Annotated in this window: 10 protein-coding genes; all 10 read left to right on the plus strand. The window is 59.8% G+C overall.

The window, feature by feature from the left end; all coding sequences use genetic code 11:
• Window positions 1-49 precede the first annotated feature (49 nt).
• The 10 genes from K6T64_RS01680 to polA all read left to right on the plus strand — a co-directional run bounded on the left by K6T64_RS01680 (window position 50) and on the right by polA (window position 13,251).
• Window positions 50-1,279 carry an NAD(P)-dependent malic enzyme gene (locus K6T64_RS01680; RefSeq protein WP_100668351.1) on the plus strand — a complete coding sequence of 410 codons (1,230 nt, stop codon included), beginning with the start codon at window positions 50-52 and terminating at the stop codon, window positions 1,277-1,279.
• A 107-nt stretch (window positions 1,280-1,386) separates the two neighbouring features.
• Entirely contained in the window at window positions 1,387-1,584 is a 198-nt protein-coding gene (locus tag K6T64_RS01685) for a glutamate decarboxylase (RefSeq protein ID WP_100668350.1), read from the plus strand.
• A gap of 18 nt (window positions 1,585-1,602) precedes the next feature.
• Window positions 1,603-2,493 (plus strand): acetyl-CoA carboxylase, carboxyltransferase subunit beta, encoded by an 891-nt coding sequence (accD, locus tag K6T64_RS01690; RefSeq protein WP_197945620.1) that lies wholly within the window; start codon window positions 1,603-1,605, stop codon window positions 2,491-2,493.
• On the plus strand, window positions 2,471-3,427 hold the full coding sequence (locus K6T64_RS01695; RefSeq protein ID WP_100668348.1) for an acetyl-CoA carboxylase carboxyltransferase subunit alpha: 957 nt from the start codon (window positions 2,471-2,473) through the stop codon (window positions 3,425-3,427). Before accD ends, K6T64_RS01695 begins: the two co-directional genes overlap by 23 nt.
• Before the next feature lie 87 nt (window positions 3,428-3,514).
• On the plus strand, window positions 3,515-4,474 hold the full coding sequence (pfkA, locus tag K6T64_RS01700; protein ID WP_100668347.1) for a 6-phosphofructokinase: 960 nt from the start codon (window positions 3,515-3,517) through the stop codon (window positions 4,472-4,474).
• A gap of 12 nt (window positions 4,475-4,486) precedes the next feature.
• Complete coding sequence (gene pyk / locus K6T64_RS01705) at window positions 4,487-6,229, plus strand: pyruvate kinase (RefSeq protein WP_288008311.1); 1,743 nt, start codon at window positions 4,487-4,489, stop codon at window positions 6,227-6,229.
• Window positions 6,230-6,423: 194 nt separating this feature from the next.
• A complete protein-coding gene (gene icd, locus K6T64_RS01710; protein ID WP_170086124.1) occupies window positions 6,424-7,722 on the plus strand; it encodes an NADP-dependent isocitrate dehydrogenase in 1,299 nt (432 codons plus the stop codon).
• Between the two features lie 16 nt (window positions 7,723-7,738).
• Window positions 7,739-8,686: a malate dehydrogenase gene (gene mdh, locus K6T64_RS01715; RefSeq protein WP_100668344.1), complete on the plus strand. Its 948-nt coding sequence runs from the start codon at window positions 7,739-7,741 to the stop codon at window positions 8,684-8,686.
• 134 nt (window positions 8,687-8,820) lie between these two features.
• Window positions 8,821-10,494, plus strand: coding sequence for a peptide ABC transporter substrate-binding protein (locus K6T64_RS01720; RefSeq protein WP_288008312.1), 1,674 nt, complete (start codon window positions 8,821-8,823; stop codon window positions 10,492-10,494).
• Window positions 10,495-10,578: 84 nt separating this feature from the next.
• On the plus strand, window positions 10,579-13,251 hold the full coding sequence (polA, locus tag K6T64_RS01725; RefSeq protein WP_288008313.1) for a DNA polymerase I: 2,673 nt from the start codon (window positions 10,579-10,581) through the stop codon (window positions 13,249-13,251).
• Window positions 13,252-13,303 lie beyond the last annotated feature (52 nt).

A 13,303-nucleotide genomic window follows, 5' to 3' on the forward strand; every position in this document is an offset into this window, starting at 1 on the left:
GAACAATAAGCTATTTTTCCGATAGCGGCTAAGAAAGGGAGGACTACGGATGGCGCTGCGAGAGGACGCGCTAAAACTGCACCGGGATCATCATGGGAAGCTGGCGGTGGTTTCGAAGGTGGCGTTAAAGACGACCCGGGATCTGAGTCTGGCGTATTCTCCGGGCGTCGCGGAACCGTGCAAGGAGATCCAGGTGCGGCCCGAGGCTGTATACGAGTACACCAACCGGGGAAACCTGGTGGCGGTAGTGAGCAACGGGACAGCTGTGCTGGGCCTCGGGGACATCGGTCCCCTTGCGGCGTTGCCGGTGATGGAGGGAAAGGCGGTATTGTTCAAGACCTTCGCCGGGGTGGACGCCGTGCCGATCTGTCTGGATACATCGGACGTGGACGAGGTCGTGGAGACGGTGAAACGGCTGACGCCGTCTTTCGGCGGGGTAAACCTGGAAGACATCGCGGCGCCGGAGTGTTTCGCCATCGAAGAGCGATTGCGGCAAGAGGTTAATATTCCGATTTTTCATGACGACCAACACGGGACCGCGATTGTGACCTTGGCGGCGGTGCTCAATGCCCTTCGAGTGGTGGGGAAAGACATTCACCAGATCCGGGTGGTGGTCAACGGCGCAGGAGCGGCTGGGGTGGCGATCGTCAAGCTGTTGCGGTCCAGGGGCGTCCAAGAAGTGGTCCTGTGTGACCGCATTGGCGCCATTTATCCTGGGCGCCGGGAGCGGATGAATGCGGCCAAAGAAGAGATTGCGAAGATCACCAACCCTTCCGGGATTCGGGGAGATTTGGCTGAAGCGGTACGAGGGGCGGATGTGTTTATCGGCGTATCCACCGAGGGGGCGCTGACTCCGGAGATGGTGCGGACGATGGCGAAAGATCCCATTATTTTGGCCATGGCGAACCCGAATCCGGAAATCTGGCCGGAGGATGCCTACGCGGCTGGGGCGGCGGTGGTGGGGACCGGGCGGTCGGATTTTCCGAACCAGGTCAACAATGTCCTGGCGTTTCCCGGCGTGTTCCGCGGTGCCCTGGATGTCCGGGCGAGGGAGATCAACGAGGCGATGAAACAAGCGGCGGCCGATGCCATCGCCGAATTGGTGAGTGACGATGAACTCGGGCCCCGTTCTGTGATCCCCCGGCCCTTTGACCCGCGGGTAGCGCCGGCGGTGGCCAAAGCGGTGGCTAAAGCGGCCATTGAGACCGGGGTAGCGGGTCTGTCCCGGGATCCAGAAGAGATCGCCGAGCGAACCCGGCGAATGGCCGGAATTCCTTGATAGGTCCTGGGCTCCTGGGGGCTGACAGCGGTTGCAGGCCCGGGGGGCCTGTGGTATCATGACCTCAAACTTGGATTGTATTCCCGATGGCGGGAAGGGGTATCGTCATGTGGACGGTCATCTATATCGCACCGAGCGAGAGGGTGGCGGAATCGATCCGATCGAGGCTGGAGACCGAAGGGTTTTTGGCTAAGGTTCGGCCCACCAGCGTCTCCAAACAACAGTACGAGATTCTGGTGCCGGAGAGTGAACTTGACGAGGTGCGGGATGTGCTGAGCGACATCCTCCACTCTTCTCACCCATAGGGGGCCAGGGGTGACATTGTGCTAAAGGACTGGTTTCAGAAAAAACCGCGGTACGCGACCCTCACCCCTCCGGTCACGGCTCCGGAGGAGCGCCGGGAGGCGATTCCCGAGGGGCTGATGAACAAGTGCAAGGGTTGTGGCGATATATTGTTGGCCAAGGAATTGGAAAAGCATGTCAAGACATGCCCCCGGTGCGGTTATCATTTTCCGCTCTCGGCTGCCGAGCGGATTGAGATCACCCTCGACGAGGGCCGTTTTTTTGAGTATGACGCCGATCTGGCCACGGTGGATCCCCTCGGATTTCCCGGCTATCCCGAGAAGATCGCAAAAGCCCGGGAGGCCACCGGATTGCGGGAGGCGGTGGTGACGGGGGAGGGAACGATCGACGGGATGCCCGTGGCACTGGTGGTGATGGACTCTCGGTTCATGATGGGAAGCATGGGCTCGGTGGTGGGGGAGAAGATCACCCGAGCCGCCGAACGGGCCAGGGAGGCTCGTCGGCCGGTGGTTTTGTTTGCGGCATCGGGGGGCGCCCGGATGCAAGAGGGGATTTTGTCGCTCATGCAGATGGCCAAAACTTCCGCCGCCTTTGCCCGGCTTCGGGAGGCCGGGGTCTTGTACATATCGGTGATGACCCATCCCACCACGGGCGGGGTGACGGCGAGTTTTGCCAGTCAGGGAGACATCATTCTCGCTGAACCCGGAGCGCTGATCGGTTTCGCGGGGCGGCGTATTATTGAACAGACGATTCACCAGAAACTTCCAGATGATTTTCAGACGGCGGAATTTCTTTTGAAGCATGGCATGATTGACCGCATTGTCCATCGGAAAGATTTACGTGCGGAGCTCTCGTTGATCCTTCGCATTCACGGGGAGGGGGCGCGCCATGGCGGGCGAGTTGCCCTTTGAGAAGCCCCTGTTGGAGTTGGAGCGAAAGATCGAAGAGCTCAAGCGTTTCACCGAAACTCAGCAGATCGATTTGGGCGAGGAAGTCACTCGGCTTGAGGAACGGGCGAAGCAACTGGCCGAGGAGATCTACGGTCATCTGACGCCATATCAGAAGGTCCAGATCGCCCGCCACCCGGATCGACCGACAACCCTGGATTATATCCACGGTTGTCTTGATGCGTTTTTGGAATTACATGGCGATCGGTTGTTCGGGGACGATCAGGCGATAGTGGGCGGAATCGGGTTATTGCAAGGGCGGCCGGTGACGGTGGTGGGGCACCAGCGGGGGCGGGACACCAAGGAGAATCTCGCGAGAAATTTCGGCATGCCCCATCCCGAAGGCTTTCGGAAGGCTCTGCGCCTGATGAAAGAAGCCGAGCGGTTTCATCGGCCCGTCCTGTGTTTTATTGACACCAGCGGGGCTTATCCCGGGATCACCTCTGAGGAGCGGGGGATCGGGATGGCCATCGCGGATAACTTGATTGAGATGGCAACCCTTTCTACTCCGCTTTTGTGCGTGGTCACCGGGGAAGGAGGGAGCGGCGGCGCCTTGGCTCTGGGTATGGGGGACCGGGTGTACATGTTGGAACACGCCGTCTACTCGGTGATCTCTGTGGAAGGGGCGGCGGCTCTGTTGTGGAAAGATGCCGGTCAGGCGCCGAGGGCCGCCGAGTCAATGCGCATTACAGCCCAGGATTTACTGCGGCTCGGCGTGATCGACGACGTGATTGAAGAGCCCTTGGGGGGAGCGCACAAAGATCCTCCTATGATGGTGGAACGGGTCAAGGCCGCCATCATCCGGGGCTTGAACGAGTTGACCGACGTGCCCGGGGACGAGTTGGTCCGTCGGCGATATGACCGGTTCCGGGCGATGGGGAGATTCGAGGAAGGATGAGGGACATCCCTCCTCTTCTTCCGGGTCTGGTTGGGACGAAAAATGTCCATGTGGGACACCCAAAGTCTATATCGGGAGGGAACCGAGGTGCAGACCATCGGAGTACTGACCAGTGGTGGGGATGCTCCTGGGATGAACGCGGCCATCCGGGCGGTGGTTCGGATGGGTATTTACCGGGGACTGAAGGTGGTGGGAATCCGGAAAGGGTACAGTGGGCTGTTGGCGGGGGATTTTGTGGACATGGACCTGGGGTCGGTGGCGGACATCATTCACCGGGGGGGAACAATTCTACAGACGGCCCGGTGTGATGCGTTCAAAACTGAGGAAGGCCAACGTCAGGCTGTAGAGAGACTTGCCACCCGGGGAATTGAAGGAGTGGTGGTGATTGGGGGTGATGGGTCTTTTAGGGGAGCCGTGGAACTGGCGAAAAGGGGAATCGCCACGGTGGGCGTTCCGGGAACCATCGACAACGACATCGCAGGAACGGACACGACCATCGGTTTTGACACGGCGGTGAACACGGTGATCGAAGCGGTGGACAAAATCCGCGATACCGCCACGTCACACGAGAGAACCTTTCTCGTGGAAGTCATGGGCCGTCGGGCCGGCGATATCGCACTCAGCGCCGGGCTCGCCTGCGGGGCGGAGACGATTCTCATTCCCGAAGAAGAGTATTCGATCGATGAAATCGTGGAGCGCCTCAAGCGCAGTTTTAATCGAGGAAAGCGGCACAGTATCCTGGTGGTGGCGGAAGGCGTGGGGAGCGCTATGGATATCGCCGATAAAATCCGGGAGCGAATCGGTTGGGAGATGCGGGTGACCGTCCTTGGACACATTCAACGGGGCGGGTCCCCCACAGCGGCGGACCGGGTGTTGGCCAGCCGGATGGGAGCCATGGCGGTGGAACTTCTCTTGCAAGGCCACAGCGCCAAAATGGTGGGCATCCAAAACCGCCGCCTGGTGGCGATAGACATGGAAGAAGCGGTGGCGCGTCCTCATCGGCCGGACCTCGGCCTCTTCGACCTCGCCCGCATACTCGCGATCTAAGGAGGGTTTTCTGTGCGCCGCACAAAGATCGTTTGCACTGTCGGCCCAGCCAGTGAGTCGCCCGAAGTGCTCGAGGCTTTGATCCAGGCGGGCCTCGATGTGGCCCGGCTGAATTTTTCTCATGGCACCCACGAAGAACACGCCTTGAGGATTGCCCGCATCCGGGAGGCATCGGCCAAAGTCGGCAAACGCGTTGCCCTGATGTTGGACATCAAAGGCCCCAAAATCCGCACCGGTCGCGTACGGGGGGGACAAGTGGAGCTCAAGGACGGGGCCGAGCTGATCCTCACCACCGAACCGGTGGAGGGGACGGCCGAGCGGATTTCTGTCAGCTATACCGGCCTCCCCGAGGACGTTTCCCCGGGGTCGATCATTCGCATCGACGATGGGCTGATCGGGTTGAAAGTGATCGAAGTGCATGGCGGAGAGATCCGCTGCCGGGTGACCAACGGCGGGATTCTTCGAGATCATAAAGGGATTAACGCCCCAGGGGTGAAACTTCGGCTGCCAGGGGTGACCGAGAAAGATGTGGCAGATATCCGTTTCGGTATCGCCCAGGGGGTGGACATGATCGCGGCCTCTTTCGTGCGAAAAGCCGGGGATGTATTGGAGATCCGCCGTCTGCTGGAAGAAGCCGGGGTTCACATGGACATCATTGCAAAAATCGAGGCCCAGGAAGCCCTCGACTCCCTGGAAGAGATTCTGGGGGTCTCGGACGGCCTTATGGTGGCCCGGGGGGACTTGGGGGTGGAAATCGCCACGGAAGAGGTGCCCCTGTGGCAAAAGCGGATGATTGAATTGTGTAACCGGGCGGGCAAGCCTGTGATCACGGCCACTCAGATGCTGGATTCGATGCAGCGCAATCCCCGGCCCACCCGGGCTGAAGCCAGCGACGTCGCCAACGCCATTTTTGACGGCACCGATGCGATTATGCTCTCCGGCGAGACCGCCGCGGGCAAATATCCAGTGGAATCGGTGAAAACCATGGCCCGAATCGCCGAGCGGGCCGAAGAGGCGTTGTGGGCGTTTCGAAGGACCGAAGTCCACAAACCCCAGGGAACGGTTACCGATGCCATTAGTTATGCCGTTGCCGCGTTGGCGGACGACCTCAAGGCGGCGGCAGTCCTGACATCCACCCAGTCGGGACTCACGGCCCGCCGGGTATCGAAATACCGCCCCCGGTGTCCGATCGTAGCGGTGACTCCCCGGGAGGACGTCGCCCGGCGCCTGGCGCTGTGCTGGGGCGTATACCCTACGGTGGCCCGGACGACGAAAAGTACCGACGAAATGTTGGAAGTGGCCATTGATGCCGCCCTGGAAACGGGAATTGTGAAACACGGGGATCTCGTGGTGATCACCGCTGGCGTCCCCGTGGGTCAGCCAGGAACCACCAATCTACTAAAAGTACATACCATCGGTGACGTGGCAGCCCGTGGGCAGGGGATTGGCCGAGGAGCGGTCACCGGACGGGCGGTGGTGGTGCGGCGGGTGGAGGATGCCGCCCGGGTGAAGGCCGGAGATGTGGTGGTGACGGTGGCCACCGATGCGGACCTCATGAGCGCTTTGGAGAGGGCGGCGGCCGTCATTGCGGAGGAAGGGGGTCTGACCTCTCACGCCGCAGTGGTGGGGTTGTCCTTGGGTATCCCGGTGGTGGTGGGGGTGGAGCGAGCGACCGAAACGCTCCGGGATGGCGAAGTGGTGACGGTGGATGCCGAACTCGGTTTGATCTATCGCGGCCGGGCGAGAGTTTTGTAAGTCCGAAGTTTTGTTTCGTTCTGTGAAACCGAGGTTCAATAGATGAGAAGAAAAGTTGTTGCAGCGATTCTCCCTGTGCTATCATGAGAATGGTTTTGTGCTTCCGCGCTGTCGTCCGGCCTTGCGCCGGCTTTTTTGCCGTCAACACGGCTGGAGGACGCAGGGGAGTCAGTTGTCGAGGGAGGGATTGCTGCATGGCAAAGTTTGAAAAACTGACACCGCCCGGCGAAGGTGAGCGGATCGTCGTGCGGGAGGGGTCATTGTCCGTTCCCGACCGCCCGATCATCCCCTTTATTGAGGGCGATGGGACAGGGCCGGACATTTGGAGGGCCTCCCAGCGCGTGTTCGACGCGGCGGTGGACAAGGCCTACGGAGGCAAGCGGAAGATCGTTTGGTTTGAAGTGTACGCCGGTGAAAAGGCCTATCACACTTTCGGGGAGTGGCTCCCCCCGGACACCCTGACCGCCTTTCGCGAATACATCGTGGGGATCAAAGGGCCTCTGACAACACCCGTGGGCGGTGGGATTCGCTCATTGAATGTCGCCCTCCGGCAGGAGTTGGACTTATATGTGTGCCAGCGGCCGGTTCGGTATTTTGATGGCGTCCCCTCCCCGGTGAAGCGCCCAGAGTTGGTGGACATGGTCATTTTCCGGGAAAATTCCGAGGATATTTACGCGGGGATCGAATGGGAGGAAGGGACTCCGGAGGTCCGCACGGTCATCGAGTTTCTGCAGAATCAGATGGGCGTGAAAAAGATTCGATTCCCCGAGACCTCGGGCATCGGCATCAAGCCGGTATCCAGGCAGGGAACTGAGCGGCTGGTTCGGGCAGCCATCGACTACGCCCTGAAAAATGGCCGTCGGAGCGTGACGTTAGTCCACAAGGGAAATATTATGAAATTCACCGAAGGCGCTTTTAAGAATTGGGGCTACGAGTTGGCCGAGCGGGAGTACGGGGATCGGGTGTTTACCTGGGCGCAGTATGACCGGATCAAGGCCCAGAGCGGCGTGGAAGAGGCGAGCCGGGTTCAGGCCGAAGCGGAAGCGGCCGGCAAGTTGGTGGTTAAGGACGTGATCGCCGACGCCTTCCTGCAGCAGATTCTGACTCGGCCTGCGGAGTACGACGTGATCGCCACCTTGAATCTCAACGGGGATTACATTTCTGACGCTTTAGCGGCCCAGGTCGGGGGCATAGGCATCGCCCCGGGGGCCAACATCAACTACGAAACCGGACACGCTGTATTTGAGGCGACCCATGGCACGGCGCCGAAATATGCCGGTCTGGACAAGGTCAACCCCGGATCGGTGATCCTCTCCGGCGTCATGATGTTAGAGTATATGGGCTGGAAGGAAGCGGCCGCCCTTATCGTCAAGGCCATGGAGAAGACCATTCGGGAACGGGTGGTCACCTATGATTTCGCCCGGTTGATGACCGGGGCGAAAGAGGTCAAAACCTCGGAGTTCGCCACCGCCCTGATTGGCAATATGCAATAACAGCAGGAGGGATCCATTGATGATTCGCCGGAAAAAGATCACCATTGTCGGCGCCGGTTTCACCGGAGCCACCACCGCATTGTTGGCTGCAACCAAAGAGCTGGGCGATATCGTCCTGGTGGACATTCCGAAGCTTGAGAACCCGACCAAGGGCAAGGCCCTGGACATGATGGAGGCCAGCCCGGTCGAAGGCTTTGACGCCAACATCGTCGGGACCAGCAATTACGAGGATACGAAGGACTCCGATCTGGTGATCATCACCGCCGGCGTCGCCCGGAAGCCGGGAATGAGCCGGGACGACCTGGTTACCACCAATGCCGGGATTGTGAAATCTGTCACCGAGCAGGTCGTCAAGTACTCCCCGAACTGCGTCATCATCGTCCTGTCGAACCCGGTGGATGCCATGACCTATGTGGCGTACAAAACTTCCGGGTTTCCGAAAGAGCGGGTGATCGGCCAGTCGGGTGTGCTCGATACCGCCCGTTTCCGGACCTTTGTGGCGATGGAGTTAGGGGTGTCCGTGGAAGATGTCACCGGGTTCGTACTGGGCGGACACGGGGATGACATGGTGCCCTTGGTCCGTTACTCGTACGCCGGCGGCATTCCCATCGAGACGCTGATTCCCAAGGATAGGATCGAGGCCATCGTCGAGCGGACCCGCAAAGGAGGCGGGGAGATCGTGAACCTTCTCGGTAACGGAAGTGCTTATTACGCTCCCGCTGCTTCTTTGGTCCAAATGGCCGAGGCGGTATTGAAAGACAAGAAGCGGATTCTGCCGGCCATCGCTTACTTGGAAGGAGAGTACGGATATCGGGATCTGTATTTAGGCGTGCCGGTGCTCCTCGGGGGCAAGGGAATCGAGAAGGTCTTTGAGATTGACCTGACCCCCGAGGAAAAGGCCGCCCTTGATAAATCTGCCGCTTCCGTTCAAAAAGTCATGGGGGTTCTGGGCAGCCTCGTCTGAACGGCTTTCTGATGTCACCCTGTTTGCACGATTGTGTCGCCGCCGGGATTCCGGCGGTTTTTTTATGGCTCATGGCTCGTCTCCCCCCGTCATACATATGGGACAAGGAATCTTGTCCACGGGGGGTGGCAGTTATGAGAAACCTTTGGCCGAATCTGTGGCGATGGTGGTCGATAGGGGTTCACAGGTGGCGAAAAAGATGGCTCGTCACCTTGGCGGGTCTGGCCGCAATTGGGGGGACCGGAGCCGGGCTATGGAGCTGGCACTTGGGAACACCACCCGATCCGGATCAGAAGCTCGTGATGTGGCTGGGGGACGAGCCGGCGCCCTTGGATCCCGGGTCCACCGGCGACCAGTGGGCGATGGATTTGTTGGGGGCAGTGGAAGAAGGACTCATGCGTCAGGGGAAAGGGGCCACTCTCGACCCCGGGCTGGCGGAGCGGGTGGAGGTTTCGCCGGATCACACGCGGTTTGTGTTTCACCTGCGGCCCGCTGCGTGGAGCGACGGTGTGCCCCTTCGGGCCGAAGATTTTCGCTACGCTTGGTTGCGGGTTTTGGACCCGGCGACCCATTCGCCCTGGGCCAGACTGTTGTATCCTGTCCAAGGGGCCAAAGCCTATGCCGAGGGAAAGGGCCCGGCCGGGCAGGTGGCGGTAAAAGCCTTGGGTGACCGTATCCTGGAGGTGAAAACCACCCGGCCGACACCCTATTTTCCTTCCTTGACAGCAGAACCCGCCCTCTATCCCGTGCGGAAAGACGTTGTAGAAAAATACGGAAAGGAGTTCGGGACAGGCCCCGGGAAGATGGTGTTCATCGGACCGTTCCGGATCTCTTCCTGGGAGCGCGACCGCCAGGTCACACTGGCCAAAAATCCGATGTACTGGGATGCCCGGCATGTCCACTTGACCTCAGTGACCTTTAAGATCGTGAAAGAACTCGGGCAGCGAATCTCTCTGTACGAAACCGGGGGACTCGATCAAACCGGAGTGGCGGGATCGTGGCTCGACCAGTGGAAAGGGAAGCCGGACCCGGTGGCGGTACCCGAGGACAGTGTATTTTTCCTGGTTTTCAATCCGGAGCGATACCCGGCTTTTGCCAACAAAAACATCCGGTTGGCGTTGTCCTACGCCCTGGACCGCAGGGATTACGTGCGTCGCTTGTGGAGCGGAGCGGCAGAGCCGGCTTACGGCCTGGTTCCCCCGTCGATTCCCGGACGTACAAAATCTTTCCGGCAGGAAAACGGCGACCTTTTTGTGGACAATCGTCCGGATGCGGCCCGGGCGTTGCTTCGCAACGGTCTTGAGGAGTTGCATCTGAACGCTCTGCCCCCGCTTACCTTTCTCTCCGACAACTCTGCCCCCTCGGTGGCGGCGGCCAAGTGGTTGCGGGACCAGTGGAAGACAAAGTTGGGGATTGATGTGCGGATCGATGAAGTGCCTGCGGCCGAGCGGTTGCATCGACAGAGAACCGGGGATTATCAAGTCGCCGTGGCCGGTTGGGGGGCGGATTATAACGACGCTTCGGCATTTCTCAACCTTTGGGTAAGTGATTGCCCGGATAATCTCGTTCATTATCACAACCCGGATTATGACCGCCTTATCACCGCGGCTGAGGCCTCGACAGATCCCGCAGGCCGGGCCGGGGAGCTGGAACAGGCCGAGCGAATTCTGTTCCAGGACATGCCCGTAGCCCCGCTCTTTTTTCGCGAACGGGTGTGGTTGCAAAAACCTTTTGTGAAACATATCGTGTATCCCTCGGTGGGGCTGGACTGGGATCTGAAAGGAGCCTATGTGGAAAAGCGTCCATAACCCGGCGAGGAGCCCAGGACCCGGGGCGAACGCCGTTTCGATGTGGTAGAATAGGTTCGTCAAGATCGGAATGAGGTGACCCCGTTGCCGGAATCTGGTGTGAAACTTTTACTGATCGACGGGAATAGCGTTTTGTACCGAGCTTTTTTTGCCCTCCCTCTCCTTTCCAACGCCGAAGGGAAACATACCAACGCCGTGTACGGTTTTGTGATGATGTTACTCCGGCTGTTGCAGGAAGAGCGGCCCACCCATGTGGCGGTGGCTTTCGACGTCGGCAAGGAGACATTCCGGCACGAGTTCTACGCGGATTACAAAGGCACCCGGGAGAAGACCCCGGATGAGTTGTCCGAGCAGTTTCCCATGGCCCGGGAGATGCTCGGGGCCATGGGTATTCCCGTACTTGAGGCGGAAGGGTACGAAGCGGACGACCTGATCGGAACGATGAGCCGGGAGGCGGAGGCGGACGGGGTCCAGGTGGTGGTCCTCACCGGGGACAAAGATCTGCTGCAACTGGTCTCTTCCCACGTCACTGCCGTTTTAACCCGTCGAGGGATCCGAGAGGTGGAGCGTTACCACCCCGCCGATGTGGAGAAGCGGTTCGGACTTCGCCCGGAGCAGATCGTCGACCTGAAAGGTCTGATGGGGGATACTTCGGACAATATCCCGGGGGTGCCAGGCGTCGGTGAGCGGACGGCGGCGAAACTGTTACAGGCCTACGGGAATGTGGAGGGTGTCTACCAACACCTGAACGAGGTTTCCGGGAAGTTACAGGGGCGTTTGGCCGAACATCGGGATCAAGCGTTTTTGTCCAAGCGCTTGGCCCGGATTCATCGGGAGGTGCCCCTGGAGCGCCGGTGGGAGGATCTGCGCTGGGTACCCGCCCCGGCCCGGGAGGTGCGGACGGCTTTTCAAAAGCTGGGGTTTCGATCTCTTCTGGAGCGAATCGGCGAAGTGTTCCCAGAGGATGCGGACGGGGCAGAAGGGACGCCAGATCACGCCTTCGGAACCGGGGTGGGTGTGGGCGGAACTTTGGACCCCGGGCGGGTTCAGATTGAAGAGTGGGGGGACGCTCCCACAACTGGGCAGGTGGGTGTCCGGGGGCTGTTTCTTGATCTGGAAGGCGGGTACCAATTCGGCACCCCCCGGGGGATCGGAGTGGCGGAGGGGGAGCGGGTTCGATACCTGCTTTGTGGAGAGGACAGTGGCTGGGCCGAGGGATTGACCCAGATGCTCAGGGAGCCGGGGCTGACCGTCTTTTACGATATCAAGTCGTGGAAAGTGCTGGCTGACCGGCTGGGCTTCACTTTGCCCGGGGACGCCTTCGATGTGCTTTTGGCGGCTTACCTCATCAACCCCCAAGACGGTCACCCGGACTTAACCGAAGTGTTCGGACGATATCTCGGCGTGTCGGTTCCCCCCCTGGACGGCCGGGGAGCTCCCCAAGGAGAAGAGCGACAAAGATGGTGCGCTCTTTACGCGGCCGCTTTGGCTCAAGTCTACCCAGCGTTGAAACGGGACCTAGAGATCCGGGGATTGTGGCCGCTATATCACGATCTGGAACTGCCGCTCAGTTTTGTTCTCGCCAAGATGGAGCGAACCGGCGTACGGGTGGACGCGGATCGGCTGCGGAGTCTGGGTGAGACCTTTTCCGCCGAGATCGCCCGGTTAGAAGAGGAGATTTACAAACTGGCCGGGACGTCCTTCAACTTGAACAGCCCGAAACAACTGGCGGAGATCCTTTTTGATAAACTCGGCCTCCCTCCACAAAAAAAGACGAAAACGGGGTATTCCACCGGGGCGGATGTCCTCGAAAAGCTCGCCCCGTATCACGAAATTGTCCAGAGGATCTTGGATTGGCGCCAGTTGATCAAGCTGCAGTCCACTTATATCGAAGGCCTGCTCAAAGTCATCCGACCGGAGACCGGCAAGATCCACACCTGCTTTCAACAGGCGGTAACCGCCACCGGGCGGCTGTCCAGCACCGATCCAAACCTTCAGAACATCCCCGTTCGCGTCGAGGAGGGAAGGCGTTTACGCCAGGCCTTCATACCCTCCGAGCCGGGATGGAAAATTTTATCTGCTGATTACTCTCAGATCGAGTTGAGGGTGTTGGCTCACTTTTCGAAGGATCCGGCCCTCGTCCAGGCTTTCCGGGATGATTTGGACATCCATGCCCGGACGGCTGCCGAGGTCTTCGAAGTGCCTCAGGAACAGGTCACCCCCGGGATGCGCCGCCAGGCGAAGGCGGTGAATTTTGGAATCGTGTATGGGATCAGTGACTACGGGTTGTCCCAGAATTTAGGCATCCCTCGAAAAGAAGCGGCGGAATTCATCGCCCGGTATTTTGCCAAGTTTCCCCGGGTGAAATCCTACATGGAAGAAACGGTGGCCGCCGCCCGGAGGAACGGTTTTGTGACGACCTTGCTGGGGCGCCGCAGGTACCTGCCGGATATCCACTCCTCGAACTATAACCTGCGAAGCTTTGCCGAACGGACGGCGATGAACACCCCGATCCAGGGCAGTGCCGCGGATATCATCAAGCGGGCGATGGTGGAGGTGGATCGGCGGCTGACCGAAAGGGATTTTCGCGCGAAGATGTTGTTGCAAGTCCATGATGAGCTCGTGTTTGAAGTGCCTCCGGAGGAGGTTGAGGCCCTCCAGGATATGGTGAAACGAGCGATGGAATCGGCCGTGTCGCTGGATGTCCCCCTCAAGGTGGACATTCACGCGGGAGACAACTGGTATGAGGCAAAGTGACCGCGGCGAAGAACGCCTGGACAGATATCGGACAGGCCAAAGAAAAACCCGG

The sequence above is a fragment of the Kyrpidia sp. genome (assembly GCF_023512215.1).
GTDB lineage: Bacteria > Bacillota > Bacilli > Kyrpidiales > Kyrpidiaceae > Kyrpidia > Kyrpidia spormannii.

Coding starts and splice junctions, on each gene's coding strand:
- K6T64_RS01680 (WP_100668351.1), top strand. CDS start 50: ATGGCGCTGCGAGAGGACGCGCTAAAACTGCACCGGGATCATCATGGG.
- K6T64_RS01685 (WP_100668350.1), top strand. CDS start 1,387: ATGTGGACGGTCATCTATATCGCACCGAGCGAGAGGGTGGCGGAATCG.
- K6T64_RS01695 (WP_100668348.1), top strand. CDS start 2,471: ATGGCGGGCGAGTTGCCCTTTGAGAAGCCCCTGTTGGAGTTGGAGCGA.
- icd (WP_170086124.1), top strand. CDS start 6,424: ATGGCAAAGTTTGAAAAACTGACACCGCCCGGCGAAGGTGAGCGGATC.
- K6T64_RS01720 (WP_288008312.1), top strand. CDS start 8,821: ATGAGAAACCTTTGGCCGAATCTGTGGCGATGGTGGTCGATAGGGGTT.